Origin of the sequence: Dyella psychrodurans (genome assembly GCF_003363265.1) — a bacterium.
Classification (GTDB): Bacteria; Pseudomonadota; Gammaproteobacteria; order Xanthomonadales; family Rhodanobacteraceae; genus Dyella_B; species Dyella_B psychrodurans.
The window spans coordinates 1-17,255 of the sequence record NZ_QRBF01000014.1; the positions used below are offsets into that span (position 1 = coordinate 1).

Here is a 17,255-nt window from a genome sequence, read left to right on the forward strand (position 1 = left end):
CTTACTTGACGATCTTGGCGACGACGCCGGCGCCCACCGTACGACCGCCTTCGCGGATCGCAAAACGCAGGCCTTCGGTCATCGCGATCGGCGCAATCAGGCTCACCGTCATTTTGATGTTGTCGCCCGGCATCACCATTTCCACACCGTCCGGCAACTGGCACGCGCCCGTCACGTCCGTCGTGCGGAAGTAGAACTGCGGGCGGTAGCCCTTGAAGAACGGGGTGTGACGACCACCCTCTTCCTTCGACAGCACGTACACTTCGGCTTCGAAGTCGGTGTGCGGCGTGATCGAACCGGGCTTGGCCAGCACCTGGCCGCGCTCCACGTCTTCACGCTTGGTGCCGCGCAGCAGCAGGCCCACGTTGTCGCCGGCCTGGCCCTGGTCGAGCAGCTTGCGGAACATTTCCACGCCGGTCACGGTGGTCTTGGTGGTCGGACGGATGCCGACGATTTCGACTTCCTCGCCCACCTTGATCACGCCCGTTTCCACACGGCCGGTCACCACCGTGCCGCGGCCGGAGATCGAGAACACGTCTTCCACCGGCATCAGGAACGCCTTGTCCAGCACGCGCACCGGTTCCGGGATGTAGCTGTCCAGCGCTTCCACCAGCTTGATGATCGCCGGCACGCCGATTTCCGACTGGTCGCCTTCCAGCGCCTTCAGCGCCGAACCCTTGATGATCGGGGTGTCGTCGCCCGGGAAGTCGTACTTGCTCAGCAGTTCGCGCACTTCCATTTCGACGAGCTCCAGCAGCTCGGCGTCGTCCACCATGTCGGCCTTGTTCAGGAACACGACGATGTACGGCACGCCCACCTGGCGGCTCAGCAGGATGTGTTCGCGCGTCTGCGGCATCGGGCCGTCCGCGGCCGAGCACACCAGGATCGCGCCGTCCATCTGCGCCGCACCCGTGATCATGTTCTTCACGTAGTCGGCATGGCCCGGGCAGTCCACGTGCGCGTAGTGGCGGTTCGGCGATTCGTATTCCACGTGCGCCGTCGAGATCGTGATGCCGCGCGCCTTTTCTTCCGGTGCCGCGTCAATCTGATCGTACGCCTTGAATTCGCCACCAAAGCGCTCCGCGCCGATCTTCGTCAGCGCCGCCGTCAGCGTCGTCTTGCCGTGGTCCACGTGACCGATCGTGCCCACGTTCACGTGCGGCTTGGTGCGTTCGAATTTACCCTTTGCCATGANCGCCGTCAGCGTCGTCTTGCCGTGGTCCACGTGACCGATCGTGCCCACGTTCACGTGCGGCTTGGTGCGTTCGAATTTACCCTTTGCCATGACTCAAACCTCTGAAAAAGAACTGTGTTGTTTGGAGAAAAAAACCTTATCAGGCTTTTTTCATGACCTGTTCGGCGATGTTGTTCGGCGCCTGTTCGTAGTGATCGAATTCCATCGTGAACGTGGCTCGACCCTGCGTCTGCGAGCGGAGCGCCGTGGCGTAACCGAACATCTCACCAAGCGGAATCATCGCGTTGATGGTCTTGCCCGACGGCGTATCGTCAGAACCCTGCAGCACACCACGACGACGACTCACATCGCCCATCACGTCGCCAAGGTAATCCTCCGGCGTCACGATTTCGACTTTCATGATCGGCTCGAGCAGGATCGGCTTCGACTGTTTCGCGCCTTCCTTGAAGGTCTCGCGGAACGCGCCGTGGGCAGCGATCTTGAAGGCCATTTCCGACGAGTCGACATCGTGGTACGAACCGAATATCAGCTTCGCTTTAACGCCAACCACCGGAAAGCCTGCCAGGTGGCCGCTCGTAATGGATTCGCGCAAACCTTTTTCGACTGACGGGATGTATTCCTTCGGAATGACACCGCCCGTAATGTCGTTGACAAACAGGAAGTCGTTTTTGACGTCCGGATTCTTACGATCCTCGTCGTTCATCGGCGAGAATTCGATGACTACATGGCCGTACTGACCCTTACCGCCGGACTGCTTGGCGTGCTTGAAGTCGGCCTTGTAGGAACCCTGGATCGTCTCGCGATAAGCCACCTGCGGCTTGCCGACATTGGCCTCGACGTTGAACTCGCGGCGCATGCGATCCACCAGGATGTCCAGGTGCAGCTCGCCCATGCCGGAGATGATCGTCTGGCCTGATTCTTCATCGGTACGCACACGGAACGACGGATCTTCCGCAGCCAGACGGCCAAGGGCGATCCCCATCTTTTCCTGGTCCGATTTGGTCTTCGGTTCCACGGCCATCGAGATCACCGGTTCCGGGAACGTCATGCGCTCCAGCATGATCACGTGATCCTGAGCGCACAGCGTGTCGCCGGTGGTGACGTCTTTCAGGCCCACTGCCGCAGCGATATCGCCCGCGTGGACTTCCTTGATTTCTTGGCGCTCATTGGCATGCATCTGCAGGATGCGGCCGATGCGCTCTTTCTTGGACTTCACCGGGTTGTACACGGCGTCGCCGGAATTGAGCGTGCCCGAGTACACACGGAAGAAGGTCAGCGAGCCGACGAACGGATCCGTCATGATCTTGAACGCGAGCGAGGAGAACGGCGCGGAATCGTTCGCTTCGCGGCTGGCTTCGTGATCGTTCTCGTCGATGCCCTTGACCGGCGGGCGATCGGCCGGCGACGGCAGCAATTGAATCACTGCGTCGAGCATGGCCTGCACGCCCTTGTTCTTGAACGCGGTACCGCAGAACACCGGAATCAGCGTGTTCGCCAGCGTGCCGGCGCGCAGACCCTTGATGACGTCTCCCTCGGAGAGGTCGCCCTCTTCCAGGTACTTGTTCATGAGTTCTTCGGACGTCTCCGCAGCCGATTCCACCATGAAGTTGCGCGCCTTGTCGGCAGCGTCTTTCAGGTTGGCCGGGACATCCTTGTACTCGAACTTCATGCCCTGGGATTCCATATCCCAGTAGATCGCCTTCATCTTGATGAGGTCGACCACGCCTTCGAAGTTGTCTTCGGCGCCGATCGGCAGCTGCATCGGCACCGGATGGGCACCCAGGCGCGACTTCAACTGGTCGACGACTTTGTCGAAGTTGGCACCGGTACGGTCCATCTTGTTGACGAACGCGAGGCGCGGCACGTTGTACTTGTTGGCCTGGCGCCACACCGTTTCGGACTGCGGCTGCACGCCACCCACAGCGCAAAGCACGAACACTGCGCCATCGAGCACGCGCAGGGAGCGCTCCACTTCGATGGTGAAGTCCACATGGCCTGGGGTGTCGATGATGTTGAAGCGGTGCTCGGGCAAGGAACGATCCATGCCCTTCCAGAACGCTGTCGTAGCGGCCGACGTGATGGTGATACCGCGCTCCTGCTCCTGCTCCATCCAGTCCATCGTGGCAGCGCCGTCATGCACCTCGCCAATCTTGTGACTGACGCCGGTGTAGAACAGGATGCGCTCGGTGGTCGTGGTCTTCCCGGCATCGATGTGAGCCATGATGCCGAAGTTGCGATAGCGCTCGATGGGAGTGGTGCGGGCCACGGTACTAACCTCAGATCCGAACGGTACTGCTTACCAACGGTAGTGCGAGAAGGCCTTGTTGGCTTCCGCCATGCGGTGCGTTTCTTCGCGCTTCTTGATGGCGCCGCCGCGGTTTTCGGATGCTTCCAGCAGTTCGGCAGCGAGCTTGCGCGGCATGGAGGTCTCGCCACGCTTGCGCGCAGCTTCGATCGCCCAGCGCATGGCCAACGCCATACGGCGACCCGGACGCACTTCGACCGGAACCTGATAGGTGGCACCACCGACGCGGCGAGACTTCACCTCGACGGCCGGGGCGATGTTGCCCAGCGCCTTCTCGACCAGCTGCACCGGCTCGGCGTGCTTTTCGCCAAGATGGGTCAGCGCGCCGTAGACGATGCTTTCGGCAACGGATTTCTTGCCGCTCTTCATCACCATGTTGATGAAACGGGCGATGAGCTGGCTGCCGTGCTTGGGATCGGGCAGGACCAGACGGGCGGGATGTGAACCTTTACGCGACATGTTTCGTGTCCTTTAACTTAGCTCTTCGGGCGCTTGGCGCCGTATTTCGAACGAGCCTGGCGGCGCTTGGTAACACCAGCGCAGTCGAGGCTGCCGCGGACGGTGTGGTAACGCACACCCGGCAGATCCTTCACACGGCCACCACGGATGAGCACTACCGAGTGCTCCTGCAGGTTGTGGCCTTCACCGCCGATGTAGCTGATGACTTCGTAGCCGTTCGTCAGGCGCACCTTGGCAACCTTACGCAGCGCCGAGTTCGGCTTTTTCGGGGTAGTGGTATACACGCGCGTGCAGACGCCGCGGCGTTGCGGGCTGCTTTGCAGGGCCGGAGAAGCGCTCTTGTAGCTCTTCGGGCTGCGGGATTTGCGCACCAGCTGATTGACTGTCGTCATGCCTAGCTATTCCTGGGAAACATAAAGGCAGACCGAATAAACCGGTCTGCCGAGAAGCGGGAATTTAACATGGGCGCCCTACCTCAGGCAAGAAAACGCCCGCCATCCTTGACTCGAACACGAGGCGCATTCCATGCGCCTCATTTCGTATGTCGGTGAGTGAAGCCGATCGGGGCTTACTCGACACCTGCATCAGTGCCTACCGGCGCTTCCGCAAAGGAAGCATGGGATGCGGAGCCGGAAAGGGTTTCCAGTTCCGAGGCGGTCAGACCGCCCTGACGATGACGCTGTGCGTGATACGCCAGACCCGTACCAGCCGGAATCAGACGGCCGACAATAACATTTTCCTTCAGACCACGCAAGGTATCGCGCGTGCCACGAACCGCCGCCTCGGTAAGAACGCGGGTGGTTTCCTGGAACGAAGCGGCCGAAATGAACGACTCGGTCGCCAGCGATGCCTTGGTGATACCCAGCAGCACGGACTGGAAGTCGGCACGACGTTCGTTGCGGGCTTCCGCACGATCGTTTTCGGCGTTGATCCGTACGCGCTCCACCTGCTCACCACGCAGGTAGTGGCTTTCGCCCGGCTCGGTGATTTCAACCTTGCGCAGCATCTGACGAATGATCGTTTCGATGTGCTTGTCGTTGATCTTCACACCTTGCAGGCGGTAGACGTCCTGAATTTCCTTGACCAGGTAGGCAGCCAGCGGCTCGACACCCAGCAGGCGCAGGATGTCGTGCGGATTGGGCTCGCCGTCCACGATGGTTTCGCCCTTCTCCACGTGTTCGCCTTCGAACACGATGACCTGACGCCACTTCGGAATCAGCTCTTCGTGCTCGTTGCCGTCCACGTCCTTGATGATAAGACGCTGCTTGCCCTTGGTGTCCTTGCCGAAGCTGACGATGCCCGAACGCTCGGCGAGGATCGCCGGTTCCTTCGGCTTGCGTGCTTCGAACAAGTCGGCCACGCGCGGCAGACCACCGGTGATGTCGCGGGTCTTCGACGTTTCCTGCGGGATACGGGCGACCACGTCACCCACGCCCACTTCGGCGCCGTTCTGAATCGACACGATCGCACCGGCCGGCAGGAAGTACTGTGCGGCAATGTCGGTACCCGGCAGCTTGAGCTCGCGGCCCTTGCTGTCTTCCAGGCGCACGATCGGGCGCAGGTCCTTCGCCGCTGTACCGCGACGCTTCGGATCGGTCACCACCGCCGATTCCAGACCGGTGAGTTCGTCGGTCTGGCTCTGCACGGTGACGCCGTCGATGAAGTCGATGAAGCGCACGGTACCGGCCACTTCCGACACGATCGGGTGGGTGTGCGGATCCCAGTTCGCCACGACCTGGCCAGCCTTCACCGGCGCACCATCCTTGATGGAAATGGTCGCGCCGTAAGGCACCTTGTAGCGCTCGCGCTCGCGACCGTTGGCGTCGATCACCGACACTTCGCCCGAACGCGACACCGCCACCAGGTGACCCTGGTTGTGGTGCACGGTCTTGAGGTTGTTGAACTTCAGCGTGCCGGTGGTCTTCACCGACACATTGTCGACCGCAGCCGCACGTGACGCCGCACCACCGATGTGGAACGTACGCATCGTCAGCTGGGTGCCCGGCTCACCGATCGACTGCGCAGCCACCACGCCCACCGCTTCACCCATGTTCACGAGGTGACCACGTGCGAGATCGCGGCCATAGCACAGCGCGCAAACGCCGTGGCTGGCTTTGCAAGTGATGGACGAACGCACCGACACCGACTGCACGCCGGCCTTGTCGAGCTTCTCGACCAGCGCTTCGTCGAGCAGCGTGTCGCGCGTGACGATCGGCTCGTCATCGCCACCCGGTGCATAGACGTCTTCGGCCACCACACGGCCGAGCACGCGCTCACGCAACGGTTCGACCACGTCGCCGCCTTCCACGATCGGCTGCATGATGAGGCCTTCCTCGGTACCGCAATCGGTCGAGGTGATGACCACGTCCTGCGCCACGTCGACGAGACGACGGGTGAGGTAACCGGAGTTCGCGGTCTTCAACGCCGTATCCGCCAGACCCTTACGAGCACCGTGCGTCGAGTTGAAGTACTGCAGAACGTTCAGGCCTTCGCGGAAGTTCGCCTTGATCGGCGTCTCGATGATCGAGCCGTCCGGACGCGCCATCAAACCGCGCATGCCGGCCAGCTGACGAATCTGCGCCACCGAACCACGAGCACCGGAGTCGGCCATGATGTACAGCGAGTTCATCGACTTCTGGTTGACCGTCTTGCCTTCGGTATCGGTCACCTTGTCGGTACCGATACCGTCGATCATCGCCTTGGCAACGAGCTCGTTGGTGCGCGACCAGATGTCGACCACCTTGTTGTAACGCTCGCCGGCGGTGACCAGGCCCGACTGGTACTGCTCCTGGATTTCGACCACTTCCTTCTCGGCCTCTTCCAGGATCGGCTTCTTCTCGGCAGGGATGATCATGTCATCGATGCCGATGGAGATACCCGCACGCGTCGCGAAGCGGAAGCCGGTGTACATCAGGTGGTCGGCGAAGACCACGGTGTCTTTCAGCCCCAGACGACGATAGCTCTGGTTGATCAGACGCGAGATGGCCTTCTTCGACAACTCGGTGTTGGCGAGTTCGAAGGGCAGACCTTCCGGCATGATTTCGGCGAGCAGCGCACGGCCGACGGTGGTTTCGACCAGCGAAATCGAGCTGGTGCGCTCACCGCTGTCGTGCACATGCACCTGCTTCAGGCGCACCTTGATCTTGGCATGCAGTTCGACGACGCGGTTGTCGTACGCACGACGCACTTCGGCGATGCTGGAGAACACCATGCCGGTGCCCTTCGCATTCACCAATTCGCGCGTCATGTAGTACAGACCCAGCACCACGTCCTGCGTCGGCACGATGATCGGCTCACCGTTGGCGGGCGAGAGGATGTTGTTGGACGACATCATCAACGCGCGCGCCTCGAGCTGCGCTTCGATCGACAGCGGCACGTGCACGGCCATCTGGTCGCCGTCGAAGTCCGCGTTGAACGCGGTACACACGAGCGGATGCAGCTGGATGGCCTTGCCTTCGATCAGCTTCGGCTCGAACGCCTGGATGCCGAGACGATGCAGCGTCGGTGCGCGGTTGAGCAGCACAGGATGTTCGCGGATCACCTCTTCGAGGATGTCCCACACCTGGCCTTCTTCGCGCTCGACCAGCTTCTTGGCGGCCTTGATGGTGGTTGCTTCGCCGCGGGTCTGCAGCTTGGCGAAGATGAAGGGCTTGAACAGCTCCAGCGCCATCTTCTTGGGAAGACCGCACTGATGCAGGCGCAGCGTCGGGCCGACCACGATCACCGAACGACCGGAGTAGTCGACGCGCTTGCCGAGCAGGTTCTGGCGGAAGCGACCCTGCTTGCCCTTGATCATGTCGGCGAGCGACTTCAGTGCGCGCTTGTTCGTGCCGGTGATGGCGCGACCGCGACGACCGTTGTCCATCAGCGCATCGACCGATTCCTGCAGCATGCGCTTCTCGTTACGCACGATGATGTCGGGCGCATTGAGTTCGAGCAGACGCTTCAGACGGTTGTTGCGGTTGATGACGCGGCGATACAGATCATTGAGATCGGACGTCGCAAAGCGGCCACCATCGAGCGGCACCAGCGGACGCAGGTCCGGCGGCAGTACGGGCAACACGGTCATGACCATCCACTCCGGACGGTTGCCGGATTCGAGGAAGGCTTCGATCAGCTTGACGCGCTTAGTGAGGCGCTTGAGCTTGGTTTCGGAGTTGGTGGAAGCGATCTCTTCCTTGAGGCGAATCACTTCGCCCGGAAGATCCAGCGACTTCAGCAACTCGAACACAGCTTCGGCACCCATGCGGGCGTCGAATTCGTCACCGTGTTCTTCCACGGCTTCCAGGTACTGGTCTTCGCTGAGCAGCTGGCCGCGCTCGAGCGCCGTCAAACCTGGATCGATCACCACGAAGGCTTCGAAGTACAGGATGCGTTCGATGTCGCGCAGCGTCATGTCCAGCATCAGGCCGATGCGCGAAGGCAGCGACTTGAGGAACCAGATGTGCGCAACGGGGCTGGCCAGTTCGATGTGGCCCATGCGCTCGCGACGCACCTTGGCCAACGTGACCTCGGTGCCGCACTTTTCGCACACCACGCCACGATGCTTCATGCGCTTGTACTTGCCGCACAGACACTCGTAGTCCTTCACCGGTCCGAAGATGGCGGCGCAGAATAGGCCGTCACGCTCCGGCTTAAAGGTGCGGTAGTTGATCGTTTCCGGCTTTTTCACTTCGCCGTACGACCAGGAACGGATCAGCTCCGGCGACGCTAGTGCGATCTTGATCGAGTCGAACTCAGGCGTCGTGCGCTGCTGATTGAATAGATTGAGCAAATCTTTCATTGCATAAGCTCCTGTAACCCGCGGGTTACTTGATCTCTTCCAGGTCGATGTCGATGCAGAGCGAACGGATTTCCTTCACGAGTACGTTGAAGGATTCCGGCATGCCTGCCGCCATCTCGTGGTTGCCGTCGACGATGTTCTTGTACATCTGGTTGCGACCCTGCACGTCGTCGGATTTCACCGTCAACATTTCCTGCAGGGTGTACGCCGCGCCATAGGCTTCCAGCGCCCAGACTTCCATTTCGCCGAAACGCTGGCCGCCGAACTGCGCCTTGCCGCCCAGCGGCTGCTGGGTAACAAGCGAGTACGGGCCCGTCGAACGCGCGTGCATCTTGTCGTCGACCAAGTGGTTGAGTTTCAGGTAATGCATGTAGCCGACGGTGACCGGGCGATCGAACGCCTCGCCGGTGCGGCCGTCGTACAGCGTGGTCTGACCCGATGAGGGCAGATCCGCCAGCTTCAGCATGGCCTTGATCTCTTGCTCTTCGGCACCGTCGAACACCGGCGTTGCCATCGGCACACCTTCCTGAAGGTTGGTCGCCAGCGTGAGGATTTCCTCATCGGTGAGCGACTTCAGGTCGACGTGCTGCACGGCGCCAGCGACGTGGTGGTTGTAGATCTGGTCGAGGAACTCGCGAATCTGCGTCACCTTCGCCTGCGCTTCGAGCATATTCTGGATCTTCTTGCCCAGGCCCTTTGCGGCCCAGCCAAGATGCACTTCCAGAATCTGACCGATGTTCATACGCGAAGGCACGCCCAGCGGATTCAGGCAGATGTCGATCGACGTGCCGTCAGCCATGTACGGCATGTCTTCCACCGGCACCACGTTGGACACGACGCCCTTGTTACCGTGACGGCCGGCCATCTTGTCGCCCGGCTGGATGCGGCGCTTCACGGCCAGGAACACCTTGACCATCTTGAGCACGCCCGGTGCGAGATCGTCGCCCTGGGTGATCTTGCCCTGCTTTTCCTTGAAGCGCTTGTCGAACTCTTCGCGATGACGCTTGACCTGATCGGCCGCGCGCTCGAGAAATTCGGTGACGTCTTCATCCTTGACGTTGATCTTGAACCACTCGTCCTTCTTCAGGCCGTCGAGGTATTCGTTGGTGATCTCCGCACCGCGCTTGAGACCGGCCGGGCCGCTGTTGGCGACCTTGCCGAGCAACTGCACGCGCATGCGGTTGTAGATCGCGCCTTCGAGGATGCGGAACTGGTCATCGAAGTCCTTGCGGATTCGCTTGATTTCCATTTCCTCGATCTGGCGTGCACGCTTGTCCTTCTCGATACCGTCGCGCGTGAACACCTGCACGTCGATCACGGTGCCGTCCATGCCGGGCGGCACGCGCAGCGAGCTGTCCTTCACGTCGGACGCCTTCTCGCCGAAGATCGCGCGAAGCAGTTTTTCTTCCGGCGTCAGCTGGCTTTCGCCCTTCGGCGTGACCTTGCCGACCATGATGTCGCCGGCCTTCACTTCGGCGCCGATGTACACGATGCCGGACTCGTCCAGACGTGCGAGCGCCTGCTCGCCCACGTTCGGGATGTCGGCGGTGATTTCTTCCGCACCCAGCTTGGTGTCACGCGCAATGCACGACAGCTCCTCGATGTGGATCGAGGTGTAGCGGTCTTCCTGCACGACGCGCTCGGAGAGCAGGATCGAGTCTTCGAAGTTGTAGCCGTTCCACGGCATGAAGGCGATCAGCATGTTCTGGCCGAGCGCGAGCTCGCCCAGATCGGTCGACGAACCGTCGGCCAGCGTGTCGCCCTTCGCCACGATGTCACCGACATTCACCAGCGGACGCTGGTTGAGGTTGGTGTTCTGGTTGGAGCGTGTGTACTTGGTCAGCGTGTAGATATCGACGCCGGCATCGTTCTCGCCGACTTCTTCTTCGTTCACGCGCACCACGATACGGCCGGCGTCGACCTGGTCGATCACACCGCCACGCTTGGCGCTGGTGATGACGCCCGAGTCACGCGCCACGGCGCGCTCGATGCCGGTACCTACCAGCGGAGTCTGCGAACGCAGCGTCGGAACGGCCTGACGTTGCATGTTCGCGCCCATGAGCGCGCGGTTCGCGTCGTCGTGCTCCAGGAACGGCACGAGCGCCGCCGCGACCGACACGGTCTGCATCGGCGAGACGTCCATGTAGTTGATCTCGGACGACGGACGCAGTTCGGATTCGCCGCGGAAACGGCAGGACACGAAGTCTTCGACGAAGCCACCGTCCTTGCTGAGCGGCGAGTTCGCCTGCGCGATGACGTGATCGCCCTCTTCGATCGCCGACAGGTAATCCACCTGATTGGTGACCTTGCCGCCCACGACCTTGCGGTACGGCGTCTCGAGGAAGCCGTACTGGTTGGTGCGCGCGTAAACGGCGAGCGAGTTGATCAGGCCGATGTTCGGACCTTCCGGCGTTTCGATGGTGCAGACGCGGCCGTAGTGAGTCGGATGCACGTCGCGCACTTCGAAGCCTGCGCGCTCGCGCGTCAGGCCGCCCGGGCCCAGTGCCGACACGCGGCGCTTGTGCGTCACTTCCGACAGCGGGTTGTTCTGGTCCATGAACTGCGAGAGCTGCGAAGAACCGAAGAATTCCTTCACCGCTGCCGCAACCGGCTTGGCGTTGATCAGATCCTGCGGAGTCAGGCCATCGGCTTCGGCGAGCGACAGGCGCTCACGCACGGCGCGCTCCACGCGCACCAGGCCGATGCGGAAGGTGTTTTCCGCCATTTCGCCAACCGAACGCACGCGACGGTTGCCCAGGTGGTCGATGTCGTCCACCGTGCCGTGACCGTTCTTGATGTCGATCAGCACCTTCAGCACATCGAGGATGTCGGACGTGTGACCCTGCGAAGCGACCAGCGCCTGCGCCTCTTCGCTCTTCTGTTCGCCGAAATACTTGTAGTCGTACAGCACGCCCGGGCCGACAATTTCCTTGCGGCCGACGCGGCGGTTGAACTTCATGCGGCCCACGGCCGACAGGTCGTAGCGATCGAAGGTGAAGAACAGATTGAAGAACAGGTTCTGCGCGGCTTCCTTGGTCGGCGGCTCGCCCGGACGCATCATGCGATAGATTTCCACCAACGCTTCGAGCTGCGTCTTGGTGTTGTCGATGCGCAGCGTGTGCGAGATGTACGCGCCGCGATCGAGATCGTTCACATACAGCGTCGGCAGCGTTTCGATGCCGGCCTTGCGGAAGTTTTCCAGCTGTTCGGCGGAGATTTCATCGTTCGCCGACGCCAGCAATTCACCGGTCTTCGAATCGACGATGTCGGTGGCCAGGATGCGGCCGACCGGATAATCATCCGGCACTTCGAGTGCGGTGATGTTTTCGGCGGCCAACTGGCGCACGTGACGCGCAGTAATACGCTTGCCGGCTTCCACCAGCACCTTGTCGCCGATCATCAGGTCGAAGGTCAGCGTTTCGCCGCGCAGACGCTCGGCAACGAGCTCCAGCGTCGTGCCGCCCTTCTTGCCCAGATGGAACACGTTGTGCTCGAAGAAGATCCCGAGGATTTCTTCGTTGCTATAGCCCAGCGCGCGCAACAGCACCGTCACCGGCAACTTGCGGCGACGGTCGATACGGGTGAACAGCGCGTCCTTCGGGTCGAACTCGAAGTCGAGCCACGAGCCGCGATAAGGAATCACGCGTGCGGAGAACAGCAACTTGCCCGAGCTGTGCGTCTTGCCGCGGTCGTGATCGAAGAACACGCCCGGCGAACGATGCAGCTGCGAAACGATGACGCGCTCGGTGCCGTTGATGATGAAGGTGCCGGTGTCGGTCATGAGCGGAATTTCGCCCATGTAGACTTCCTGCTCCTTCACGTACTTCACGGCCTTCTTCGAAGCCGGGCTGTCCTTGTCGTAGATCACCAGGCGCACGGTCACGCGCAGCGGCGCGCCGAAGGTCATGCCGCGGTTGCGGCACTCGCGCTCGTCGAACGGCGGCTCGCCGAGACGGTAATCGACGTATTCAAGGGCAGCATTGCCCGAGTAGCTAACAATGGGGAAAACCGACTTCAAGGCCGCATGCAGGCCCTTGTCCTCGCGCTGTTTGGGGTTGACGCTCTCCTGCAGGAACTCGCGGTAGGAGTCGGTCTGGATGGTCAGCAGGTTCGGCACGCCCAGTACAGGCGGACGCTTGCCGAAATCCTTGCGGATGCGCTTCTTCTCGGTAAACGAGTAGGTCATGGTCGGTGACGCCTCGGTTCGCAGTGACGCCGGTGGTGCACACACCGGCTAAATTGGGAAAACAGCTTTGGATCTGGGGGATCGTGAATAGCGGCTCTTGCTCATAAAGCCCTATTCGCGATACCCGACACCCAGAGCGTCCGTGCCTGATGTGTCCAAAAAGAGCTCCTGCCCTTTTTAGACTCGCCCGGTCCAAGACCGGGCTCCGATGAACCAAGCGCTTTCGCGCCTGGTTCACGGCGGGCCATCCATGACCCGCGAGTCGCTCCGTACAAAATTTCTATCGGAGCTGCAGTTTTGAAGCGGGCAAAGCCCGGGAACTTACGTTCCCAGGCTTGCGTGACGCTCAGATCAAACTGATGGCGCGCAAGAGCGCCAATTACTTCAGTTCGACCTTGGCGCCGGCGGCTTCGAGGTCCTTCTTGAACTTCTCGGCGTCTTCCTTCGAAGCCTGCTCCTTCACGACACCACCGGCTTCGGTGAGGTCCTTGGCTTCCTTCAGACCCAGGCCCGTGATCGCACGGACGGCCTTGATCACGTCGACCTTCTTCTCGCCGGCGTTGACGAGGATCACGTCGAACTCGGTCTGCGCTTCGGCAACCGGGCCAGCAGCGGCCGGGCCAGCAGCCACGGCAACCGGGGCAGCGGCGGACACGCCAAACTTTTCTTCAATGGCCTTCACCAGGTCCATCACTTCCATGAGCGACTTCGCGGCGACGGCTTCAACGATCTGTTCGTTGGTAAGAGACATTTTGATTTACCTCTGGAAATTGGATTCGATTGGATTCGCGTCGAACTTAGGCAGACGCAGCTTCGGTCACGGCTTCGCCACCGCCCTGCTTGTCGGCCACGGCCTTGACGGCGCGCGCGAACATCGCAGCGGGTTCGGCCAGCACGCGGGCCAGCATGGCGAGGGCCTGTTCGCGGGTCGGCAGCGAGGCGAGCACTTCAACGTGCGCAGCCGGCAGCAACTTGCCTTCCACGGAGACGACCTTGGGCTTGAGCTTGTCGTTGCCCTTGGCGAATTCCTTGATCAGACGACCGGCAGCGCCGGGTTCTTCCGTCGAGAATGCGTACAACAGCGGACCGGTCAGGGCGTCCTTGACGACCTCGAACTCGGTACCGGCAACGGCGCGCGCGGCGAGCGTGTTCTTGACGACTTTCAAGTACACGCCGGACTCGCGAGCCTTCTTGCGCATCGCGGTCATTTGCTCGACCGTGGTGCCTGCATACTCGGCGGCGACCAAGGAGTGCGCCTTGGCGGCAATCTCTGCCAGTTCGGCGACTACTTCTTGCTTCTGAGATAGATTCAGAGCCATTTTTCACTCCTCTTATGAACTCCGCTTACGGCTCCTGCCGCTTGCGGTCCTGAGCAACGCCGTCCGTGACGTCGGGGACCCAAGGTCCCGGGTGGTGGCCTTTCCAGAAAACCAATTCCAGAACGGGCGGCACCATCTACGCAGGCCGAATTTGCGAGAAATCCGATTAAGCGAGCTCGCTAGCAACGACGGCGGTTCCTTGCCACTACGAGCTCCTTGCTCGTCGTCGTTGCGCGCTGTTCGCGCCTGCGGTCTTTGACGGCGGCTCCGGCGGTTAGCCAGGGCTACCCTCAAAAACTGCCTGCGCGGGATTCACTCCACGCAGGACTTGAACTTTTTTTACTTGGCCGAGGCCGCGGACAGGGTCGAGGTATCGACCGGCACGCCCACGCCCATCGTGCTGGACAGCGCAACCTTCTGCAGGTACTGGCCCTTCGCCGTGGCCGGCTTGGCCTTCAGCAGGTCGCCGATCAGCGCATTCAGGTTGTCGGCCAATTGCGATGCTTCGAAGTTGGCCTTGCCGATGGTGGCGTGGATGATGCCCGCCTTGTCGTTGCGGAACTTCACCTGGCCGGCCTTGGCGTTCTTGACGGCCGTGACGACGTCGGCGGTGACCGAGCCATCCTTCGGGTTCGGCATCAGGCCACGCGGGCCGAGCAGCTGACCGAGCTTACCGACCACGCGCATGGCGTCCGGCGTAGCGATCACGCGACCGAAGTCGAGATCGCCAGCCTGCATGCGCTCGGCCAGGTCGTCCATGCCGACGGCGTCAGCACCGGCGGCCTTGGCGGCCTCAGCCTTCTCGCCCGCCGGGCAGAACACGGCGACCTTGACGGTCTTGCCGGTGCCGTGCGGCAGCAGCGAGGAACCACGCACGCCCTGGTCGGACTTCTTCGCATCGATGCCCAGACGCACAGCCACGTCCACCGACTCGGCGAACTTGGCCTTGGCGTTGTTCTTGACGATGTTCAGGGCTTCGTCCAGGCCATAGATCTTGCCCGGCTGCACTGCCGCCTGAGCGGCCTTCATACGCTTAGTGATCTTTGCCATGTCTTAGCCCTCCACCACCAGACCCATGCTGCGCGCGCTACCAGCGATGGTGCGCACTGCGGCGTCCAGATCAGCAGCCGTGAGATCCGGCTCCTTCTGCTTCGCAACGTCTTCCAGCTGCTTGCGGGTGATCTTGCCCACCTTGTCGGTGTTCGGCTTGGACGAACCCTTGGCGACGCCGGTGACCTTCTTGATCAGCACGCTGGCGGGCGGGGTCTTGGTGATAAAGGTGAAGCTACGGTCCGAATAGGCGGTGATGATGACCGGAATCGGCAGACCCGGCTCCATTTTCTGCGTGGCGGCGTTGAACGCCTTGCAGAATTCCATGATATTCAGACCGCGCTGACCGAGGGCCGGGCCCACGGGCGGCGACGGGTTGGCCTGACCGGCCTTTACCTGCAGCTTGATGTAACCGACAACTTTCTTTGCCATTGGATTTTCCTCGCGAGTTCAAGCGCCTTGCGGCTCCTCGCAGTGCACATTCCCTGGTGAGAGGGGACTTCGCGATCCTGCGAATTCCAGAAATACGGGCACGCCGAGTCGAAAGACCCCGGCGTGAACCGCGTAGTTTAGAGATGAATCGGGCTTTAAGCAAGCCCTGTGCCGAAACGGCGGTTCAGGCCTTCTCGACCTGACCGAATTCCAGCTCGACCGGGGTGGAGCGGCCGAAAATCAGCACCGCTACGCGCAGACGGCTCTTTTCGTAGTTGACCTCTTCGACCACGCCGTTGAAGTCGTTGAACGGACCATCTGTGACGCGAACCATTTCGCCCGGCTCGAACAGCACCTTGGGCTTGGGCTTCTCCACGCCCTCGCGGACGCGGCTGAGGATGGTTTCAGCTTCGCTGTCGCGGATCGGCAGCGGACGGTCGGCGGTGCCTCCGATGAAGCCCATGACCTTCGGGGTTTCCTTCACCAGATGCCAGCATTCGTCGTCGATGCGCGGGGCCTTGCCCTCGGTATCGGTCTCGATCTGAACCAGGACGTAGCCGGGGAAGAACTTGCGCTCACTACGGCGCTTCTGGCCACTGCGCATTTCCACCACTTCTTCGGTGGGAACCAGCACTTCACCGAACTTATCTTCCATGCCGGCGCGCGCAATGCGATCGACCAACGATTTCTTTACCTGGTTTTCAAAGCCGGAATAGGCATGAACGACGTACCAACGCTTGCTCATCGCACGCTCCTTACGAACCCAGCTTGAGCAGCCAGTCAAGCACGACCGACTTCAGGATAAGGTCAATCAGCCCCAACAGCAGCGAGAGCACGATGACCACGGCAATGATGATGCCGGTGGTCTTGATGGTCTCGTCCCGCGTGGGCCAGACCACCTTGCGCATTTCGAACTGCGACTCAGCCAGGAAATGGCGGGCGCGACGGCCCGGGGCTGTGAACGCGGCAATTGCGAATGCAACGACCAGCGCCACAAGAATGGTGATCAGGCGCAACGGCGACGCTGCGCCAATGTTGCCCAGATAGGTGTACCCGACGATGCCGGCCGCCAGCACCAGCACGGCCAGCACCAGCTTGCCGATATCGGCGCCGCTCGTGCCTTTGGACTGTTCAGCCTTGGTATTCATGCGCATCGAGCGGATGCTTGGTGCAATCCGCCTTGTGGCCGATCGCGACACACCCGCCATCATTCCTCGGGAAGATGGCACGCCAGGAGGGACTCGAACCCCCAACCTGCGGTTTTGGAGACCGCTGCTCTGCCAATTGAGCTACTGGCGTACGTTGAATAACTATAAATCAGCGAAGTCGCTCGCCTTGCCTGCTGTAAAGCCGCGCTTTGCGCGGCAAGGGTGCGGCTGACGCCCCACCCTTGCGCTTTACAGCCCGCAACGCGGGCGACTTTCCATTTTACTGCTTACTTGACGATCTTGGCGACGACGCCGGCGCCCACCGTACGACCGCCTTCGCGGATCGCAAAACGCAGGCCTTCGGTCATCGCGATCGGC

The 17,255-nt window shown here is 61.4% G+C and carries 13 protein-coding genes and 1 tRNA gene; all 14 read right to left on the reverse strand.

Annotation, left to right across the window (positions count from 1 at the left end; all coding sequences use genetic code 11):
* Window position 1 precedes the first annotated feature (1 nt).
* On the reverse strand, window positions 2-1,285 hold the full coding sequence (tuf, locus tag DWU99_RS20645) for an elongation factor Tu (protein ID WP_115479994.1): 1,284 nt from the start codon (window positions 1,283-1,285) through the stop codon (window positions 2-4).
* A gap of 49 nt (window positions 1,286-1,334) precedes the next feature.
* Window positions 1,335-3,461, reverse strand: coding sequence for an elongation factor G (gene fusA, locus DWU99_RS20650; RefSeq protein WP_115479995.1), 2,127 nt, complete (start codon window positions 3,459-3,461; stop codon window positions 1,335-1,337).
* Window positions 3,462-3,491: 30 nt separating this feature from the next.
* Window positions 3,492-3,959: a 30S ribosomal protein S7 gene (rpsG, locus tag DWU99_RS20655; protein ID WP_115479996.1), complete on the reverse strand. Its 468-nt coding sequence runs from the start codon at window positions 3,957-3,959 to the stop codon at window positions 3,492-3,494.
* 17 nt (window positions 3,960-3,976) lie between these two features.
* The gene (rpsL, locus tag DWU99_RS20660; protein ID WP_115479997.1) at window positions 3,977-4,351 is read right to left on the reverse strand and encodes a 30S ribosomal protein S12; all 375 of its coding nucleotides are present in this window, start codon (window positions 4,349-4,351) and stop codon (window positions 3,977-3,979) included.
* A 176-nt stretch (window positions 4,352-4,527) separates the two neighbouring features.
* A complete protein-coding gene (gene rpoC / locus DWU99_RS20665) occupies window positions 4,528-8,742 on the reverse strand; it encodes a DNA-directed RNA polymerase subunit beta' (RefSeq protein ID WP_115479998.1) in 4,215 nt (1,404 codons plus the stop codon).
* Between the two features lie 25 nt (window positions 8,743-8,767).
* Window positions 8,768-12,928, reverse strand: coding sequence for a DNA-directed RNA polymerase subunit beta (rpoB, locus tag DWU99_RS20670; RefSeq protein WP_115479999.1), 4,161 nt, complete (start codon window positions 12,926-12,928; stop codon window positions 8,768-8,770).
* Window positions 12,929-13,307: 379 nt separating this feature from the next.
* Complete coding sequence (gene rplL, locus DWU99_RS20675) at window positions 13,308-13,679, reverse strand: 50S ribosomal protein L7/L12 (protein ID WP_115480000.1); 372 nt, start codon at window positions 13,677-13,679, stop codon at window positions 13,308-13,310.
* Between the two features lie 46 nt (window positions 13,680-13,725).
* A complete protein-coding gene (gene rplJ, locus DWU99_RS20680; protein ID WP_115480001.1) occupies window positions 13,726-14,247 on the reverse strand; it encodes a 50S ribosomal protein L10 in 522 nt (173 codons plus the stop codon).
* A gap of 339 nt (window positions 14,248-14,586) precedes the next feature.
* A complete protein-coding gene (gene rplA, locus DWU99_RS20685) occupies window positions 14,587-15,297 on the reverse strand; it encodes a 50S ribosomal protein L1 (protein ID WP_115480002.1) in 711 nt (236 codons plus the stop codon).
* A gap of 3 nt (window positions 15,298-15,300) precedes the next feature.
* On the reverse strand, window positions 15,301-15,729 hold the full coding sequence (rplK, locus tag DWU99_RS20690; RefSeq protein ID WP_115480003.1) for a 50S ribosomal protein L11: 429 nt from the start codon (window positions 15,727-15,729) through the stop codon (window positions 15,301-15,303).
* Window positions 15,730-15,913: 184 nt separating this feature from the next.
* Window positions 15,914-16,474: a transcription termination/antitermination protein NusG gene (nusG, locus tag DWU99_RS20695; protein ID WP_115480004.1), complete on the reverse strand. Its 561-nt coding sequence runs from the start codon at window positions 16,472-16,474 to the stop codon at window positions 15,914-15,916.
* A 10-nt stretch (window positions 16,475-16,484) separates the two neighbouring features.
* On the reverse strand, window positions 16,485-16,877 hold the full coding sequence (gene secE, locus DWU99_RS20700; RefSeq protein ID WP_115480005.1) for a preprotein translocase subunit SecE: 393 nt from the start codon (window positions 16,875-16,877) through the stop codon (window positions 16,485-16,487).
* Between the two features lie 75 nt (window positions 16,878-16,952).
* Window positions 16,953-17,028 (reverse strand) — tRNA-Trp (locus DWU99_RS20705).
* 136 nt (window positions 17,029-17,164) lie between these two features.
* On the reverse strand, window positions 17,165-17,255 hold a 91-nt coding region (locus DWU99_RS21380), incomplete at its 5' end, for an EF-Tu C-terminal domain-related protein (protein WP_484488887.1).

What these genes read in the sequence shown, in the direction of transcription:
- rpsG (WP_115479996.1), bottom strand. Translation starts at nt 3,959, where the DNA reads ATGTCGCGTAAAGGTTCACATCCCGCCCGTCTGGTCCTGCCCGATCCC.
- rpsL (WP_115479997.1), bottom strand. Translation starts at nt 4,351, where the DNA reads ATGACGACAGTCAATCAGCTGGTGCGCAAATCCCGCAGCCCGAAGAGC.
- rpoC (WP_115479998.1), bottom strand. Translation starts at nt 8,742, where the DNA reads ATGAAAGATTTGCTCAATCTATTCAATCAGCAGCGCACGACGCCTGAG.
- rpoB (WP_115479999.1), bottom strand. Translation starts at nt 12,928, where the DNA reads ATGACCTACTCGTTTACCGAGAAGAAGCGCATCCGCAAGGATTTCGGC.
- rplL (WP_115480000.1), bottom strand. Translation starts at nt 13,679, where the DNA reads ATGTCTCTTACCAACGAACAGATCGTTGAAGCCGTCGCCGCGAAGTCG.
- rplJ (WP_115480001.1), bottom strand. Translation starts at nt 14,247, where the DNA reads ATGGCTCTGAATCTATCTCAGAAGCAAGAAGTAGTCGCCGAACTGGCA.
- rplA (WP_115480002.1), bottom strand. Translation starts at nt 15,297, where the DNA reads ATGGCAAAGATCACTAAGCGTATGAAGGCCGCTCAGGCGGCAGTGCAG.
- rplK (WP_115480003.1), bottom strand. Translation starts at nt 15,729, where the DNA reads ATGGCAAAGAAAGTTGTCGGTTACATCAAGCTGCAGGTAAAGGCCGGT.
- nusG (WP_115480004.1), bottom strand. Translation starts at nt 16,474, where the DNA reads ATGAGCAAGCGTTGGTACGTCGTTCATGCCTATTCCGGCTTTGAAAAC.
- secE (WP_115480005.1), bottom strand. Translation starts at nt 16,877, where the DNA reads ATGAATACCAAGGCTGAACAGTCCAAAGGCACGAGCGGCGCCGATATC.